The organism is Mesorhizobium sp. 2RAF45 (genome assembly GCF_052115225.1).
Lineage (GTDB): Bacteria > Pseudomonadota > Alphaproteobacteria > Rhizobiales > Rhizobiaceae > Mesorhizobium > Mesorhizobium jarvisii.
The window spans coordinates 153,559-169,566 of record NZ_JBFRGG010000009.1 but is presented as its reverse complement, the minus strand read 5'-3'; the positions used below and the strand labels follow the sequence as shown (position 1 = coordinate 169,566).

General features: G+C 63.3%; 15 protein-coding genes. 7 read left to right on the top strand and 8 right to left on the bottom strand.

From position 1 onward, the window contains the following. Positions 1-562: 562 nt before the first annotated feature. The 3 genes from AB4Z43_RS22610 (at position 563) to AB4Z43_RS22600 (ending at position 3,213) form a co-directional block, all read left to right on the top strand. Complete coding sequence (locus tag AB4Z43_RS22610; RefSeq protein WP_019860041.1) at positions 563-1,582, top strand: isopenicillin N synthase family dioxygenase; 1,020 nt, start codon at positions 563-565, stop codon at positions 1,580-1,582. Positions 1,583-1,881: 299 nt separating this feature from the next. Further along, positions 1,882-2,571, top strand: a complete 690-nt coding sequence (locus AB4Z43_RS22605; protein ID WP_441938983.1) for an SDR family NAD(P)-dependent oxidoreductase — start codon at positions 1,882-1,884, stop codon at positions 2,569-2,571. Between the two features lie 390 nt (positions 2,572-2,961). Beyond that, entirely contained in the window at positions 2,962-3,213 is a 252-nt protein-coding gene (locus AB4Z43_RS22600) for a DUF768 domain-containing protein (RefSeq protein WP_069091423.1), read from the top strand. A 60-nt stretch (positions 3,214-3,273) separates the two neighbouring features. On the opposite strand, the gene AB4Z43_RS22595 is transcribed toward AB4Z43_RS22600, so the two are convergent. Beyond that, positions 3,274-4,410, bottom strand: coding sequence for a DmpA family aminopeptidase (locus tag AB4Z43_RS22595; protein ID WP_441938982.1), 1,137 nt, complete (start codon positions 4,408-4,410; stop codon positions 3,274-3,276). A gap of 2 nt (positions 4,411-4,412) precedes the next feature. Next, on the bottom strand, positions 4,413-5,978 hold the full coding sequence (gene xseA / locus AB4Z43_RS22590; RefSeq protein ID WP_038644885.1) for an exodeoxyribonuclease VII large subunit: 1,566 nt from the start codon (positions 5,976-5,978) through the stop codon (positions 4,413-4,415). Positions 5,979-6,108: 130 nt separating this feature from the next. Here xseA and AB4Z43_RS22585 point away from each other — a divergent pair, with 130 nt between their 5' ends. Next, on the top strand, positions 6,109-8,325 hold the full coding sequence (locus tag AB4Z43_RS22585) for a bifunctional diguanylate cyclase/phosphodiesterase (protein ID WP_027047182.1): 2,217 nt from the start codon (positions 6,109-6,111) through the stop codon (positions 8,323-8,325). An 8-nt stretch (positions 8,326-8,333) separates the two neighbouring features. On the opposite strand, the gene AB4Z43_RS22580 is transcribed toward AB4Z43_RS22585, so the two are convergent. Continuing rightward, a complete protein-coding gene (locus AB4Z43_RS22580) occupies positions 8,334-9,290 on the bottom strand; it encodes a LysR substrate-binding domain-containing protein (RefSeq protein WP_019860035.1) in 957 nt (318 codons plus the stop codon). 177 nt (positions 9,291-9,467) lie between these two features. Between AB4Z43_RS22580 and AB4Z43_RS22575 the strand changes: the two genes are divergently transcribed. Further along, positions 9,468-9,758: a DUF1127 domain-containing protein gene (locus AB4Z43_RS22575; protein ID WP_019860034.1), complete on the top strand. Its 291-nt coding sequence runs from the start codon at positions 9,468-9,470 to the stop codon at positions 9,756-9,758. A 169-nt stretch (positions 9,759-9,927) separates the two neighbouring features. Here the strand turns inward: AB4Z43_RS22575 and AB4Z43_RS22570 are convergent, their stop codons facing one another. The 4 genes from AB4Z43_RS22570 to AB4Z43_RS22555 form a co-directional block, all read right to left on the bottom strand. Next, positions 9,928-10,941, bottom strand: coding sequence for a DUF937 domain-containing protein (locus tag AB4Z43_RS22570; protein WP_019860033.1), 1,014 nt, complete (start codon positions 10,939-10,941; stop codon positions 9,928-9,930). 89 nt (positions 10,942-11,030) lie between these two features. Continuing rightward, the gene (locus tag AB4Z43_RS22565; RefSeq protein WP_019860032.1) at positions 11,031-12,404 is read right to left on the bottom strand and encodes a glutamate--cysteine ligase; all 1,374 of its coding nucleotides are present in this window, start codon (positions 12,402-12,404) and stop codon (positions 11,031-11,033) included. A 143-nt stretch (positions 12,405-12,547) separates the two neighbouring features. Next, positions 12,548-13,282 (bottom strand): 16S rRNA (uracil(1498)-N(3))-methyltransferase, encoded by a 735-nt coding sequence (locus AB4Z43_RS22560; protein ID WP_202362374.1) that lies wholly within the window; start codon positions 13,280-13,282, stop codon positions 12,548-12,550. Positions 13,283-13,313: 31 nt separating this feature from the next. Next, positions 13,314-13,961 carry a hypothetical protein gene (locus AB4Z43_RS22555; RefSeq protein ID WP_064986444.1) on the bottom strand — a complete coding sequence of 216 codons (648 nt, stop codon included), beginning with the start codon at positions 13,959-13,961 and terminating at the stop codon, positions 13,314-13,316. 87 nt (positions 13,962-14,048) lie between these two features. On the opposite strand from AB4Z43_RS22555, the gene AB4Z43_RS22550 reads away from it, so the two are divergent. Together AB4Z43_RS22550 and AB4Z43_RS22545 are read left to right on the top strand one after the other, a co-directional pair. Next, on the top strand, positions 14,049-14,747 hold the full coding sequence (locus AB4Z43_RS22550) for a type 1 glutamine amidotransferase (RefSeq protein ID WP_027047181.1): 699 nt from the start codon (positions 14,049-14,051) through the stop codon (positions 14,745-14,747). A 298-nt stretch (positions 14,748-15,045) separates the two neighbouring features. Further along, positions 15,046-15,177 carry a hypothetical protein gene (locus AB4Z43_RS22545; RefSeq protein WP_257784452.1) on the top strand — a complete coding sequence of 44 codons (132 nt, stop codon included), beginning with the start codon at positions 15,046-15,048 and terminating at the stop codon, positions 15,175-15,177. 44 nt (positions 15,178-15,221) lie between these two features. Here the strand turns inward: AB4Z43_RS22545 and AB4Z43_RS22540 are convergent, their stop codons facing one another. Then, a complete protein-coding gene (locus tag AB4Z43_RS22540) occupies positions 15,222-15,989 on the bottom strand; it encodes a metallophosphoesterase family protein (RefSeq protein WP_038644895.1) in 768 nt (255 codons plus the stop codon). Between the last annotated feature and the right edge of the window lie 19 nt (positions 15,990-16,008).

Genomic DNA, 16,008 nt, shown 5'->3' with positions numbered 1-16,008 from the left:
CAGGGGAGCGGGACCAAAGCGATTAACGCCGGTCGGGATAGTCGCCCTCGATACAATAGCTCTCAAGTCGACAGGAACGGGTAGTTGAAAGGTGGTCGCCAATATCAGCGACTGTTCAGTCGAGTGATTTTGTGCGTAATCATAGTTACAATGCAGATATTATTTTATCTTTATTTTCATAGTGGTCGATGAGAGGGTGGATTGATGTGGCCCAATCAAATCGTGAGCGACCACCAATATTTCGCCCTACACGGCCTTGGACTTGCCAGCTGAAGGGACGGTGATATCGAAGCAGCCGCCGCGCAAGGCAGAGCGACTCACACTCCGCCTGAATTCCCTCGGATCGCGATCATCATCCGCTTGCGCCTGCGAATGGAAAAATTGTTCGTCACGGCCGCGCCGAAGGGCCGATCGTTCCTTTCCCGGCCATTCGAAGTCGATAAGACTAGCGCGCAATGATGGCGGCCAGGGTCGCGCAAAAGTGCCTGCATGTTCAATCTGCTGGGTTTTTCGGACGGAAATTTCAAGCAACATCCGGAAAGCACTGGGAAAGGAGCTTGATATGCCCAGAATAGTGCCTGTGCTCGATCTGAGCCGTCTTGAACAAGGCGCGTCGGAACGCCGGACATTTCTGGCGGATCTTCGTTCCGCTTCGCGCGACATCGGCTTTTTCTATCTGGCCGGACATGGCATCTCCTGGGCGGAGATCACAGAGGTGCTCACCGCATCGCGCCAGTTCTTTGCCTTGCCGGAGGCCGACAAGCGGGCGATCGAGATGCTCAAGTCCTCGCAGTTTCGCGGCTACACCCGCGCCGGCGGCGAACTGACCAAGGGCAAGGAGGACTGGCGCGAGCAGCTCGACATCGGCGTTGAACGCCAGGCAATCGCGCAAGGGCCGGGAATTCCCGCCTGGACGCGGCTGCAGGGACCGAACCAGTGGCCCGCGGCGCTGCCGGATCTCAAACCGGCTCTGCTTGCCTGGCAGAGCAAGGTGACGGCCGTGGCGATCCGGCTCTTGAAAGCCTTCGCCCTGTCGCTCGATCAGCCCGAGGATGCCTTCGACCCGATCTACAGCAGCGAGCCCAACCATCGCATGAAGATCGTGCGCTACCCCGGCCGTGATGCAACCGGCGGCGACCAGGGTGTCGGCGCGCACAAGGATGGTGGCTTCCTGACCCTGCTGCTCCAGGATGACAATAGGGGGCTGCAGGTCGATTATGACGGCAGCTGGGTGGATGTGGACCCCATTCCCGGCACGCTCGTCGTCAACATCGGCGAATTGCTTGAACTGGCCTCCAACGGCTATTTGCGCGCGACCGTGCATCGTGTCGTGACGCCGCCCGCCGGCGTCGAGCGCATTTCGGTGCCGTTCTTCTTCAGCGCCAGACTCGATGCGACGATCCCGCTGCTTGGCCTTTCCGAGGAACTGGCGGCGCAGGCGCGCGGGCCGGCCAGCGATCCGGACAATCCGCTGTTTCGCGATGTCGGAACCAATGTGCTGAAAAGCCGGTTGCGCTCGCATCCCGACGTCGCGCGGCGCCATTATGCGGATCTGCTCGAAGGGGAAAGCCGGGTTGGCTGAGCTTCCTGGCGAACAAAGGATAGGATTCTCGCCATTCTGTCCGATCTTTGGAAAACAATTCGTCGTATCTACCCGCGAATCGGTTCAAAAGAGAAAAATCCGTTCGGTGTTTTCCTCCCATTTCACCGAGCGGTGTTCCCCTCTGAAGGTTATGACCTTCTTTTTGGCCGGGCCGGTTTCGCGCCCGGCCTTTTTCTAGCCACGTTGCGCGTTGCCGTCGGCGCGCCGATCCGGCAAGTTTCACCACAGCTCATTCGCCTGCCATCGACCGCAGTCCCGTGGAAAGAAGGAGAGGTTTCATGACATCCAATGTCGCAATCATCGCCGGTGTGGGTTCCGGCTTGAGCGCCTCGCTGGCGCGCCTCCTCGCGAAGGAAGGGTTCAGCGTCGTTCTGGCCGCCCGCAACATTGAGAAGCTTGGTGCCTTGCAGGCCGAGACCGGCGCGCAGGCCGTGGCAACGGATGTCTCCGATCCCGCATCGGTGGAGCACCTGTTCGATGTCGCCGACAAGGCCGGCCCGCTCTCGCTGGTGATTTTCAACGCCAGCGGACGCGCCCGCGGACCAATAGCGGAGCTCGATCCCGAGGCCGTCCGTCAAGCTTTGCTGGTTGGGGCCTATGGCGGGTTCCTGGTTGGCCAGCAGGCGGCTCGCCGGCTCGTCGCGCGAGGATCGGGCTCGATCCTTTTCACCGGCGCGACGGCCAGCGTGAAGGGGTTCGCCGGCTCCGCCGGTTTTGCCATGCCAAAATTCGGCTTGCGCGGGCTGGCCCAGTCCATGGCCCGTGAACTGGCGCCGAAGAACATCCACGTCGCGCATTTCATCATCGATGGCGCCATTGCCTCGGCCGCGTCCGGACAGGAGTCCGGGCCGCAGGATCGCCGGCTGTCCCCGGACGCGATCGCCGAGGCCTATCTCTCCATCCATCGCCAGCACCGCAGCGCCTGGACTTGGGAAATGGAGCTCAGGCCCTGGGTTGAGACCTTCTGATGGGGCCGGCGAGGTGCGACGTTCCGGGAGTCGACATTGCATGGGGATATCACTATATAGCGGCGGCTTCGACCGGCGCGCCCAGCGCAGCCGTCCGGAGCGACTGTAAAAATGTGTTACGCATTGCGCCATCGTTTGTGACCAAAAATCGGCTGGAAAACCGGAAAAGCAAATAGAAACAGTGGCGCGAAGCTGGGTTGATCCAGCTCACGGAAGCAACCCTCCAGAATCAGAAATGTGCTTGAACCCTCGATTTCCTTCGGCTCTGTGGACCCTGCACGGCATTGACTTGCCGGCTCGCCGCGACTCGGCTGGAATGGGAGCATGCATCCTTTGCGGGATGCCGACGTTTATGATTACCAACCGGCTTTGCCGCCAGGGAACAGCAGTATGAGTGAACACGCGATCGAGTTCTTGCGGGGATGGATCGGCGAAAAGGTCCATTGCCAGTCCCAGGCCAGGATCGACAAGCAGGCCGAGACCTTGGCCAGGGAATGTGCCGCCAAGGCTGCGGAAGTCGGTATTCCCCTGGAGGATATCCAGGAAGAAGTCGGCGACATCCAGGAGCTCATTGCCTCCCGGCTCGAGGAAGCCGCCGAGGCCGACGAGAACCAGCAGGCGGCCAGCAAGGCCGCGGAATAGATTTTACCCTGAACTTTCTGTTTGTCTGAATGCGCGGGCCTTTTGGCCCGCGTTTTCGTTTCAGTCGAACTTTTCTATCAGCCCAAATTCTTCTTTCAGCCACGCCTTCGGCAGCGCCGGCACGAAATTGCCGTCGCGCCCGGTCATGTCGTCATTGGCGGCCAGGGCGTTGAGGATCGATTCCTCCACCGTCTGGATCACCGCATCGAAGAATGGATCGATGTCTGTATCGGGAATGAAATCGGCCGTGGCGATACGGCCCGACGGCGCAAGTGCGGCGGCAGGATTGGCTGTCGAGAAGGCGAGAAAGATGTCACCTGAGCTGTGATAGCCGAAGCCGCCGGTCATGGCGACGCCCAGCGGCACCCGGCGTGCCAGCCGCTTCATCTGGTGCGGCAGGAACGGCGCATCGGTGGCGACAACGGCGATGATCGAACCCTTTTCGGCGCGTGGCGTGCCTTCGCGGATCGCGGGCTCCGCGAGTTCGGATCCGGCGCGCAGGCCACGAAGGGTGAAATTGCGCCGCTTGCCGAAATTCGACTGCACGAAGGCGCCGACCGTGTAGGAATTTCCCTGCCACCCTATGATGCGCGACGCCGTGCCCGAGCCGGCCTTGAAGCCGAAAGTGATCATGCCGGTGCCGCCGCCGACGCTGCCTTCCTCGATCGGGCCGCCGTTTGCGTCATCGAGTGCCTGGGCGACGTGCTCTGATGTCAAATGGTGGCCATTGATGTCGTTGAGAAACCCGTCATAGGTTTCCGCGGCCACCGGCAGGCCCCAGGCGCTGTCGAGCGCGGTGGGCAGTACGCGTTGCATCCAGCGCAGCGTGCCGTCACGCGAAACACCGCAGGAATGCGTGTTGGTGATGGTGATGGGGAAGTTGAAAGCGCCGGTTTCCTCGATGATGTGCGAGCCGGTCAACTCACCATTGCCGTTCTGGCTGAAGATGCCGGCGAAGACTGGTGTAGCCAGGTCGGCGCGCGGTCTGGGCAGGATCGCCGTGACACCGGTGCGCACCGGCCCCTTGCCGACGACGAGCGGCCCGTCGCCTGAAATCAGCGTCGCATAGCCGACCGCGACACCGGGCACGTCGGTGATTGCATTGAACGGTCCGGGCGTTCCGTCGAAACCGATGCCGAAGCTGCGCACGCGCGGCTTGCCACTGGGCGTTGCCAGATGGTGGGGATTATCGGTCATGATCAGAACAGCGATCCCTGATTTCCGGGTTCTTTGGCCTTTGTTGATGGCTTGGCTGCCGGCTTTGGGCGCGCCGCACCGCTGGTTGCCACCGCGTCCGCCGTGCCGTCGGCAAACTCCAGCGAAAGCGCCATCCCCGATGCCACGTCAGCCGCCTGCTTGATGACGGCGCCGTCGGCATCCTTCACCAGCGCGAAGCCGCGCGCGAGCACGGCCTTGTGCGAAAGCGTGGTCAAGAGGCGTTCGGCCTGGCTCAACTGGCCGCGCAGGCGCTCGAGCCGCAGCGAAATGACCCGATCCTGCCGCCTGGCGAGCGCCGCCAGCGTGTCGGCCTGCAGTTTCTGCCTGCGCGCGATCGGAGCCGGCGAAAGCCGCGTCGCGGTGCGCGCGAAGCGCGCGCGCCGTTCGCGCACAATGGCGAAGAACGCCGCCTGCGCGCGGGCAAGGTCACGCCCGGTCAGCGTGCGCGCCTCGTTGATGCGCCGCGACAGCGTGGCCGGAGTCAGCCTCTGGCCCTGGAGACGCGCCCGCTTGCGATCGACGCTGACGGACAGGCCACGGCCGAGCCTTGATGTCGCCTCGTCGAGGCGCCGGCGCGGCAGCGCCAGCAATTGGTCGGGCGAGGGCAGGGCCCGCGCCGCCGCGCGGGCGGCCTGCCGCTTGCGTTCGAAATTGCGCAACGCCGCCGCCTTGAGCCGTGCGCCAAGGCTGGCCAGCGTCGCTTCGAGGTCGGCCTTCACCGGCACGGCGATTTCGGCGGCGCCCGTCGGCGTCGGCGCCCGCACATCGGCGACGAGGTCGATCAATGTCCAGTCGGTTTCGTGGCCGACAGCGGAAATCACCGGAATGCCGGAGGCCGCAACGGCGCGGGCCAGCGCCTCGTCGTTGAAGCCCCAGAGGTCCTCGAGGCTGCCGCCGCCGCGCGCGACGATCAGGAGATCGGGGCGCTGGATGGAGCCATCCCAGGCCAGCGCGTTGAAGCCGTTGACGGCATTGGTCACTTCCACGCCCGAAGTCTCGCCCTGAACGCGCACCGGCCAGACCAGCACATGCAGCGGAAAGCGGTCCTTGATGCGGTGGATGATGTCTCGGATGACGGACCCGGTCGGCGAGGTGACGACGCCGATGACGCGCGGCATGAAGGGCAGCCGGCGTTTGCGACCGGCGTCGAAAAGCCCCTCGGCCTGCAGCCGGCGTTTGCGCTCTTCCAGCAGCGCCATCAGCGCGCCGGCGCCGGCCGGCTCCAGATTGTCGATCACGATCTGGTAGTTGGATTTGCCGGGATAGGTGGTGAGCTTGCCGGTGGCGATCACCTCCATCCCTTCCTCGGGGCGGAATTTCAACCGGCTCATCGTGCCTTTCCACACCACGGCGTCGAGCCGGGCACGGTCGTCCTTCAGCGCGAAATAGGCATGGCCGGAGGAATGCGGCCCGCGATAGCCCGAGATTTCGCCGCGCACCCGCACATTGCCGAAGACGTCCTCGACCGTGCGCTTCAGTGCGCCGGAAATCTCGCTCACCGTGTATTCGGTGGCGTTGGTGCGTGATTCGGATGCTGCTTCGCTCATCGGCCGATTGGGGGCTGGTTGGCGCCTCGCGTCAAGGCGCCGGTGTCGGCCCGCATGTCATAGCGCGATCTTATCGCGATCTTAAGCCTATTTTAGTTGACTGGCGCCCGAAGCAGCTGGCCAAGGACGCATGAGCACACGCGCACATCGGAGCCCATTGACGTATCAGGTCACGCTGACCGTGCTGGCGCTTGCCGCTTTCTCGTTCGTCATGGTCGTAGGATTTGGGTTCTACGCCGCCGTGCAGGCTGATCACGTTTCGCTTGAGCGCCAAAAGATATTCTTCGCCAATGGCTTGCAGGACCAGATCGCTGCCGTTGAGCGAGAGCAGGAAAGTGTCTCGGTCTGGGACGATTCCGTCATAAATGCCAAATCAGGCAATCAGACGTGGATGGCCGAAAACCTCAGCGTCTGGATGTACTCCTACTACGGCCACAACCGCGTCTACGTGCTGGATGAGGCCAACCGTCCCATCCACGCCATGCGTGAGGGCAAGGTGGTGGCGCCGGACCTCTATGCCGAGGACGAAACTGCCTTGCGATCCACCGTCGAAAAGCTGCGTGGCCTGATCGACCGGCCACCGGACGAGACTGTGGCCGGCGGCCCGGTCAAGATGGTTGCGGAGGATCTGATATCGCTCGGCGGCAAGCCGGCCATCCTCAGCGTCATGCCGTTGATACCGAGCTCCGACCGCGTCACCCAAGCGCGGGGCAGCGAATATCTGTATGTTTCCGTCGAGTTCATCAACGACACCGTTATCGACAAGATCGCCCGAAAATATCTGCTGGACGGCGCGCATCTCCTGTCGTTGTCGCAGCCGACTGGCTCGGCCGCCATCCCGCTGCTCGACTCGCGTGGGGTTATCCTGGGCTATATCGCTTGGGATCAGGAGCGCCCCGGCCTGACGCTGATGCGCAAGGCCGGCCCAGCCTTGATCGCCGCGATGCTCCTTGCGGCGAGCGTGCTGGCATTTCTACTGCGGCGTCTGCGTCGCGCATCCACGGCGCTGCAGACCAGCCGCAACGAAGCCCAGTATCTTGCCTTTCATGATACGCTTACAGGCTTGCCCAACCGAGCGCTGTTCGAGGACCGGCTGCGCCGCGCCTTGCTGACTGCCGGCCATGATGCCGCCAAGGTGGCGCTACTCTATCTCGATATCGACCGCTTCAAACATGTCAACGATACGCTCGGTCATCCGGCCGGCGACGAACTGGTGCGCCAGACCGCGGCCAGGCTGCAACGGACCATTCGCGACGTCGACACCGTGGCGCGGCTTGGCGGCGATGAGTTCGCCGTCATTCTCGTCGACATCCGCGGCGTGCGTGATGCCGAGGATGTATCGGAGCTGCTTCAGCAGCGGTTGCGGGAACCGTTCAAACTGATGGACGATCAGGTCTTTGTCAGTGCCAGCATCGGCATCGCCGTGTCGACAGGTCCCGAGGCCGACGCCGACGATCTGCTGCGCAAGGCCGACATCGCGCTCTACGAAGCCAAGAAAAATGGCCGCGGCCGCTACCAGGTCTTTGCCGGCGACATGGACGATCTGCTGCTGCGCAAGCGCAAGGTCGAAAGCGAACTGCGCAAGGCGCTGATCGGTGGCACGGGCATCAAGCTCAACTATCAGCCTGTGTTTGCCGTTGACGGCAGGGCGATCCTTGGCGCGGAGGCATTGATCCGCTGGAGCCACGAAGTCCATGGCGCCCTACCGGCGGCGCAGTTCATCGCCATCGCCGAGGAACGCGGCCTGATAGGCGAACTCGGGAAATGGGTGCTGCTGGAAGCCTGCCGGTTCGCCGTTCGATCGGCGCTGCCATGGGTGGCGGTCAATGTGTCGCCGCTGCAGCTGCGCGATGCCGGCTTTCCCACAATGGTCGCTGCGATCCTTGCCGAGACAGGCCTTGCGCCGACACGTCTGCAGCTTGAGATCACCGAAAACGTCCTCCTGGAAAACAACGATATGACCGCGGCGGCCCTGGTGGCTCTGCGCCAGGCCGGCATCGGCATCGTGCTCGATGATTTCGGCACCGGTTATTCGTCGCTGAGCTATCTGCGGCGTCACGCCATCGACAAGCTCAAGATCGACCGTTCGTTCGTGCGCCTGCTCGGCACCGAGGGCAATTCGACGGCAATCGTCAAGGCGCTGATCGACCTTGCAATCGCGCTTAACGTCGATGTCACCGCGGAAGGCGTCGAGACCGAGCAGCAAAAGGCATTGCTCGTCGGCATGGGTTGCCATCAACTGCAAGGCTACCTGCTGTCGCCGCCGCTGGAGCCGGTTCAGTTGCTTGGCTTGCCGGGTCTGGCTTTGCCCGGCGAGCAGGGCGGTCAAGCCACTGCCCGTGCCTGAGAGCCGTCCTACCAGCCCGGCAGGATCTGGTTTGCCTTGGTCCGCCTGATCTTGGCGTAGGCAAGTGCGGCGAAATCGAACGTCCCGGCCTCTTCGACGAGCGGCACCGAGATGTTGTCCAGGCTCTCCGAGATGTGGCGGGCGAGCGCATCGACGATTTCAGGCCGCGAGGTTTGGCCACGCATGATGCCGATGCGGCAGTCTGGCAGGGCGCCGAAGCCGTCGGCTTCGCCCAGCACCCGCATGCCGGGCCTGAGCGCGCATTCCGGCAGCACCGAGATCGCCAGGCCCGATAGCACGGCGGCGGTGATGACGGTCGCCGAGAAGCTGGTGAACAGGATGCGATAGTCGCGGTTCTGCTGGTCCAGCACATCGACGGCGGCGCGCCGCCAGATGCAGTTGGGGCGGCCAAAGGCCATCGGCAGCGTTTCCTGTTCATGCGTCGCATGATTGGCCGAGGTGACCCACAGCAGCGGCTCGCGCCGCACCACCTCCGACTGGCCGCGCACATCATTGTGCGTCACCAGCGCCAGGTCGAGATTGCCGCGCTTGATGTGCTCGACCAGTCCCGGTGTCGGCTCGCAGATGACTGTCAGCTCGACGCGCGGGTTGGAGCGCGTGAAGCGCGCCATGATCTCGGGCAGGAAACGGTCGGCATAATCGTCCGGTGTGCCGATGCGGATCGTGCCTTCGAGCCGCTGGTCGTCGAAGGCGGCGAGCGTTTCGCGGTTGAGGTAGAGCAGCCGTCTTGCATAGGAGAGCAGCTTGTCGCCTTCCTCCGTCAGCCTGTTGGAGCGCCCCTCCTTCTCGAACAGCGGCTTGCCGATCCGCTCCTCCAGCCGGCGCATCTGCATCGACACCGCCGACTGGGTCCGGTGCACCTCTTCGGCCGCCCGCGTGAAGCTGCCGGTATCGGCGATCGAGATGAAGGTTTGCAACTGATCGAGATCGAGCGGCGCTTTCATCGGCGTGATCCATCACTGGTGTTGATGCTAAAGATTAAAAACATTCGTTGGATTAATCAATCGGTCGATGGCAAATTGCTGACATCCACATGAAGGCATGTGAATCGAAGCCGGAACGGCCGCTGTCGCCAGCGCCGACTGCTTGGCTTTGTCTGTTCGAGACTGAAGGAGACCGACATGACCACGATCGATTTCGCCACCGAGACCTCGCGCATCACCTCGCGTCCGGCCGTTGCGATGCGCGTGGCCAATACCGTCTTCAATTTCTACCGCGCCTGGAAAAACCGTCGCGCCTTCTATCGCCTTGGCGAGATGTCGGACGCTGAGCTCGCCGATATCGGTCTGACGCGCGCCGACCTGCATGTCGCCATCGACGTGCCATTCGGCCGCGACCCGACCGCGATCCTGCGCGAAATCGCCAGCGATCGCGTCGAAACGATCGAGGACATCGCCCGCAAGGTGGCCTGATCGGCTGATTTCGGTCCTGCTGAACCTTTTCAGGTTCAGCGCGACCAAGGATTATGCAGGCTCCCCACTCCCTGCCGGTTCCCCGCCGGCCTGCCTGCACGTTGCCCGGTCCTCCCAAGGACCGGGCTTTTCTTTCTGGCTTGCTCAGAAAGGGCCGTAGGTTTGGCGCCTACCGACGGTCCATGTCTCGCTTGAACTGGTCGAAGATCGTTTCCACGCCCTTCTGGTAGTCGTCACGCTGCTGGGCGCCGGTCTCGAACATCTTGCCGAACAGATCGTCGAACGGGTTTCTTGGCCGGCCGCTCGGATTGGTTTGCGGCTGTGGGGCTTGGCGCTGCTGCGGTGCCTGCGGCTGCGGCGCCGGCTGCCCCCCAGGCATGCCGAAGCCACCTCCACCACCTCCGCGCAGCATCTCCTCGAAGATTTTCCCGAGCGGGTTGTCGCCATAGGGGCTCTGCGTCTGCTGCGGCTGCGCCCGGCCTTGCGGTTGCGGGGTACCGCCACCGAACATGTCCTGCAGCACCTTCCCCAACGGATTGTCGCCATAGGGATTGGGTGCCGGCTGCGGCTGCGGTTGCGGTGCGCTGCCGCCGAACATGTCCTGCAAGACCTTGCCGAGCGGGTTGTCCATCGGGTTCTGGGGCTGAGGTGCCTGGCGCTGTTGTGGCGCCGGCGCCTGCATGCCGCCTTGGCGCATCATCTGCTCGATGATCTCGCCGAGCGGATTGTTGCCGCCGCCGAAACCGCCTGCGGCCTGCATCTGACTTGTCGTTTGCTTGAACAGTCCGCCCATCACCATCGAGGCGATCGCCGGCAGCATTTGCTGCAGGATCTGCTGGCTGACGCCGCTCGCCTGCGCCGCTTGGCTGGCGACGGCGCGCGACAGGTCCTTCGAGCCGAACAGATGCCCGAGAATGCCGTTGCCTTCGTCGACGCCTTGCGGCGAGAAGGCGCGCGTCGCGTCCTCGAAATATTTGGCGTGCTGGCCGCTTGCCATCGCCGTCATGAAGGCGCCGAGCCCGTAAGGATCGGCGGTGTTGCGTTGCAACCCTTGCGAAAAGGCCGGCAGCAGGGCGGCGACCGCTGCCTGTGTCTGCTGCATCGAAAGCCCATATTGCTGGGCAAGGGCCTGCATGCCGTTGCCGTTCTGGGCCTGCGCCAGCATGTCGAACAAGGTAGGCATCGGCTTCTCCTCCTGAATTCCTCGGAAGAGAGCCTAATTCGTTTCAATGCTCGATTGAAGCGGCTTTTGCCGCTGCCTAACGCGCGCGGTTAATAGGCGTATTCCATGAACACCGGTTCGATCGAGCCGCCCCAGCGCGTGTGGTAGGCTGAAAGCATCTCCTCGGCGCTGGTCGTGCCGCGCGCGACCACCTCGTCCAAAGTGTTGAGGAACGAGGTTTCGTCGTAGCCGTCGCGGTTTTTCTTGCCGCGGTTCTTCAGCCCGGTGCGCGAAATGGCCAGCACATCGCGCGCCATCTCGCGCAGCGTGGCGTTGCGGAAGGGCGCGGCAATGCCGAGCTCGGGCACGGCGTTACGCATCGCCAGCACTTCCTTGTAGGTCCAGCTCGCGGTCAACGCCTCGGCCGCATCGAGTGCCGCCTCGTCATAGAGCAGTCCGACCCAGAAGGCCGGCAGCGCGCAGATGCGCCGCCACGGGCCGCCATCGGCGCCACGCATTTCGAGGAAACGCTTCAGCCGCACGTCGGGGAACAGCGTCGACAGGTGGTTCGCCCAGTCGCCCATGGTCGGCAGGCCGTCCGGCACTTCGTTTCGCGCGGCACCGGCCATGAACTGGCGGAAGGTGATGCGCGTCATATCGTGATAGCGGCCGTCACGGATGACGAAATACATCGGCACGTCGAGCGCCCATTCGACATAGTCGGCGAAACCGAAATCGGGCGAGAAGCAGAATTCGAGCAGGCCCGAGCGCTGGTTGTCGGTGTCGCGCCAGATGTCGCCGCGCCAGCTCTGCAAGCCGTTCGGCCGGCTTTCGGTGAAGGGCGAGTTGGCGAACAGCGCCGTCGACAGTGGCTGCAGCTTCAGCGACACCTGCATCTTGCGGCGCATGTCAGCCTCGCTCTCGAAGTCCAGATTCACCTGGATCGTACAGGTACGGTACATCATGTCGAGGCCCTTGGTGCCGACCTTGGGCATGTAACGCGTCATGATCTCATAGCGCGACTTCGGCATTTTCGGCGTTTCGGCCAGCGACCATTTCGGGCTGCCGCCGAGCCCGAGGAAGCGGATGCCCATCGGCTCGGCGATCTCGCGCACCTGCGCCAGATGCGCATTGCCCTCGCGGCAGGTCTGGTGGATGGTCTCCAGCGGCGCGCCGGAAAGCTCGAACTGGCCGCCGGGCTCCAGCGAAATCGCGCCCTGGCCTGTCGGTTCGACTAGGCCGATGATGCGGCCGTCGTCGATGATCGGATCCCAGCCAAGCTTTGACTGCATGCCTTCGAGGATGGCGCGGATGCCGCGCTCGCCGCCATAGGGCACCGGCGCGTTGCCATCGACATAGAAGGGGAATTTCTCGTGCTCGGTGCCGATGCGCCACTTGTCGCGCGGCTTGTTGCCCTCGGCCAGGTGGTCGACGAGTTCGTCGACGCCTTCGATCGGCCGGAAATCGGTTGTGTCGCGCGCCATGGTTCAGCCCTCAGAGGCGGTCGGGCGACCGCCGGCGGTAAATGGACGAAATGTCAGTAGCCGATCAAGCGAAAAATCCTGAGCCACAGGTCAAGGGGAATTGAAGGCCACGATCCGGGCGGCCTCTTGCACGACATGACGTCCTACCAGTCTCCGACAGTTGCCTGCATCACCGCAAGTGCGGCCACCGCCGCCGTGTCGGCGCGCAGGATGCGCGGACCGAGCGGAATGGCGGTCACGAAGGGCAGGGCGCGCAGCATCTTGCGTTCATCGTCGGAAAAGCCGCCCTCCGGCCCGACCAGCAGCGCGAGCTTCTTCTCCTTTACGGCCTGCAAGGCCGGTAGCGGATTGTTGGTCGAGGCGTCCTCGTCGCAAAAGACGAGCCGCCGCTCCTTGTCCCAGCCGGTCAGCAGGCGTTCGAACTTTTCTGCTTCGCGTACTTCCGGAACCGCCAGGATGCCGCATTGCTCGGCGGCCTCGACGACATTGGCACGCAGCCGATCGATGGACGGCTTGGCCACTTGCGTGTGCTGCGTGATGACAGGCTGCAGGACGCCGGCGCCCATCTCGACCGCTTTCTGCACGAGATAGTCGAGCCGGCCCTGCTTCAGCGGTGCGAAACAATAGATGAGGTCGGGCAGTGGTGGCTGTGGCCGGTGCAAGGTCCGCACCCTGAGTCTGACCGCTTTCTTCGACTTCGCCGCGATGGCCGCCGACCATTCGCCGTCGCGGCCATTGAACAGCAGGATTTCGGCGCCTTCGCCAAGCCGCAGCACATGCATGAGATAATGGCTCTGCTGCTGGTCGATGTCGAACTCGGCATCCGGCCCAAGGTCGTCAGGCACGAACAGACGTTGCATCTTGTAATTGGCGCGCATGGCCGAGGAATGAGCGAGCCGGCGGCTGGCGTCAAGCCTCGGCCGACGGATGCCAAACCGGTCGAAAGCCATGCCGCAGGACGGCAAGCGTTGTCTGCGGGGTCAGCAGCATAAGCGCCTTGTCTTCCAGTTGGCCAAGGCCGGCGGGTGGGCCATATCCGGCGAAGGACCAACGCAACGCCTTGCCGTGACGCAAGGCATAGGCGTTGCCGCCGGTGGCGACCACCGCGCCGTCGGGCAGGCTGGACAGCTCATGCATCGCCACAGCAGGGCGTTTGCCACTCGACGCCAGCCGCTCCTTGTGCAGCCTTTTGTCGACTTGTGGCGCACGGGGTTCGGCAATGCCAAAGGCTTCGCCGAAGCGGCCGACAAAATCCCTGGCCCGTTCGCGCTGGCAAAAGAAGCACGGCCGATGACCGGCGGAAAGCGCCGTCACCTCGTCGAGGAAGAACAGCTCGGTCCAGCCGGCCTTGCCACCAGGACGGTTTTTGCCCATCGGCTCGCGCCGCACATTGCGGAATTGGCATATGCAGATGATCCAGGCCTGAAGCGCCCAGCGCTTCTTCAGCAACGTCTTGGTCGCGGGATCGTGGATGATGCCGCGATTGCCGGTGAACAGTCCGCGCTCGGGCACGGCGTGGATGGTGCCGAACGGATCGACCCGGTTCTGCAGTGGCATAGTTCTCTCCCAGAATACGATCTTGGCTGCAACGCGGGCGGCATGATATCGCTCCTGGCATCATTTTCATGTCAGCAGGGTTTTGCGATGCGGGTGCTGGTGGTTCAGAACTACGACAATACCGGCCTCGGCCAGGTCGGTGCCGCACTTGCTGAAGCCGGCGCCGATCTCGACGTGCGTCTCCCTTACAAGGGTGATCCGCTGCCGGACGACGCCACGGAGCATGATGCGATGGTGGTGCTCGGCGGCGGCCAGAATGCGCTGGCCGATGATGAGTATCCCTATTTCCCAGCACTGCTCGAACTCACCCGCGATTTCGCCGGCAAGGATCGCGCCGTGCTCGGCATCTGCCTTGGCAGCCAGCTCGTCGCCCGCGCCTTCGGCGGCGAGAACCGCATCGGCGGCGCCAATGAATTCGGTTGGTGCGGCGTGTCGCTGACGCCAGACGCCAGGGCCGATCCGGTATTGGCTGAACTGCCGGAAATGTTCCCGATCTTCCAGTGGCACGACGACACGTTCGATCTGCCGCATAACGCCGTGCGGCTGGCCGGCAACGAAGTCGCCGACAACCAGGCGTTCCGTGTCGGCCGCGCTATCTATGGTTTCCAGTTCCATTTCGAGGCCGACCGGCCGATGGTGAAGGACTGGAGTACCTCCTTCGCGTCGACAATCGCTTCGCGGCATCCCGATTGGGCCGAGAGGCTCGATGGCGAAATGGCCCTTAACGGACCCGACGCCGATGCCGCCGGTATGGCGATTGCCCGCGCCTGGGTAGCCACGATCTAAGAGCCTGCCCTCGTGCCTCGCGTGACATACGTGACATAATTGGCACGCAGCCGTGAAACCGGCTGGGGAAAACCCCTTTCATCCTTGGCTTGTGTCAGACCGCCATCCTAGAAGGCGCGCGCTCTGCATCGGCTGTGCAACCGGGATGAACCTTTTGTGTGACCCGTGCGACACACCTCCGATACAGAACGCGCTTAGAAGCGCGAAATCGTCGAAACTTTGAAGCGAATTCTCCGTTTCAACGCATTGGTAACCGCCTGGTGCACAGATGCAGGAAGCTCAACAAGAGATGACGTCCGTGAAAGCAGCTCTTCTGTCCTTTGCCATGTTGTCCGCCATCGTGCTGTGCGGTCTCGGCATCTATTCCGCCGATGCCGCCAACAACCACAACGCCGTCGACGGCTACGGCGTCACCGCCTCGCTTCGCTAGAAAAGCCGGCCCGCTCGCGACGCATCCCTGCGACGCGGCTGGGCTCAAGCTCCCTTCATAGCCATTTCCAGGATGCGTTTGTCCGCCCCGTCGACGACGAGGGCGGTCAGCATGCCTGATTGCCAGGCAAGCGTGTCGACATTGACGCGGTTGGCCATCACTTCGGCCTCGGGGACAGGTGTGTGGCCGTGCACCACAATCTTCGGGAACAGGCCGGTGTGATCGTGGAAAACGTCGCGGATCCAGATCAGGTCCTGCGGATTCTGCTTGTCCAGCGGAATGCCCGGCCTGATGCCGGCATGGCAGAAGAAGAAGTCGCCGAACGTTAGCGAGAACGGCAGCGATCGCAGGAAATCGACATGGCCCGGCGGCATCGCCTCAAGCAGGGCCTGATGTCCGCGTCTCATCGTCTCCATCTTGCCGAACCAGCTGGCGTCAGCAGTCAGCGACACGCCATAGGACAGCGCCGTCTGGACGCCGCCATAGCGCATGAAAAGCCCTTCCGGCTCGGGGGTCCTGAGAAAATCGAGAAAGCCGATGTCGTGGTTGCCGGCGAGCATCAGATGGCGAGGATCGCGTTCGCGCGCCGCGATCAGGAAATCGATGACGCCCTTGGAATCCGGTCCGCGGTCGACATAGTCGCCGAGATGGATCACCCGCCAGTCGCGAACCGGTTTCCACTCCAGCTCGCTCTCGATCCGCTGGTGCATGGCTGCCAGCAGGTCGAGCCGGCCATGCACGTCGCCGATGGCGTAAAGACGCACACCTTCCGGCCCATGCGCGTCGAGAAAATGGATGCCGGGTTCCGCCAACGCCTCGTGGTCTCCGTGG

What these genes read in the sequence shown, in the direction of transcription:
- AB4Z43_RS22575 (WP_019860034.1), top strand. Translation starts at nt 9,468, where the DNA reads ATGACCACGATCGATTTCGCCACCGAGACCTCGCGCATCACCTCGCGT.
- AB4Z43_RS22580 (WP_019860035.1), bottom strand. Translation starts at nt 9,290, where the DNA reads ATGAAAGCGCCGCTCGATCTCGATCAGTTGCAAACCTTCATCTCGATC.
- AB4Z43_RS22565 (WP_019860032.1), bottom strand. Translation starts at nt 12,404, where the DNA reads ATGGCGCGCGACACAACCGATTTCCGGCCGATCGAAGGCGTCGACGAA.
- AB4Z43_RS22605 (WP_441938983.1), top strand. Translation starts at nt 1,882, where the DNA reads ATGACATCCAATGTCGCAATCATCGCCGGTGTGGGTTCCGGCTTGAGC.
- AB4Z43_RS22600 (WP_069091423.1), top strand. Translation starts at nt 2,962, where the DNA reads ATGAGTGAACACGCGATCGAGTTCTTGCGGGGATGGATCGGCGAAAAG.
- AB4Z43_RS22595 (WP_441938982.1), bottom strand. Translation starts at nt 4,410, where the DNA reads ATGACCGATAATCCCCACCATCTGGCAACGCCCAGTGGCAAGCCGCGC.
- AB4Z43_RS22555 (WP_064986444.1), bottom strand. Translation starts at nt 13,961, where the DNA reads ATGCCACTGCAGAACCGGGTCGATCCGTTCGGCACCATCCACGCCGTG.
- xseA (WP_038644885.1), bottom strand. Translation starts at nt 5,978, where the DNA reads ATGAGCGAAGCAGCATCCGAATCACGCACCAACGCCACCGAATACACG.
- AB4Z43_RS22585 (WP_027047182.1), top strand. Translation starts at nt 6,109, where the DNA reads ATGAGCACACGCGCACATCGGAGCCCATTGACGTATCAGGTCACGCTG.
- AB4Z43_RS22570 (WP_019860033.1), bottom strand. Translation starts at nt 10,941, where the DNA reads ATGCCTACCTTGTTCGACATGCTGGCGCAGGCCCAGAACGGCAACGGC.
- AB4Z43_RS22610 (WP_019860041.1), top strand. Translation starts at nt 563, where the DNA reads ATGCCCAGAATAGTGCCTGTGCTCGATCTGAGCCGTCTTGAACAAGGC.
- AB4Z43_RS22560 (WP_202362374.1), bottom strand. Translation starts at nt 13,282, where the DNA reads ATGCGCGCCAATTACAAGATGCAACGTCTGTTCGTGCCTGACGACCTT.
- AB4Z43_RS22550 (WP_027047181.1), top strand. Translation starts at nt 14,049, where the DNA reads ATGCGGGTGCTGGTGGTTCAGAACTACGACAATACCGGCCTCGGCCAG.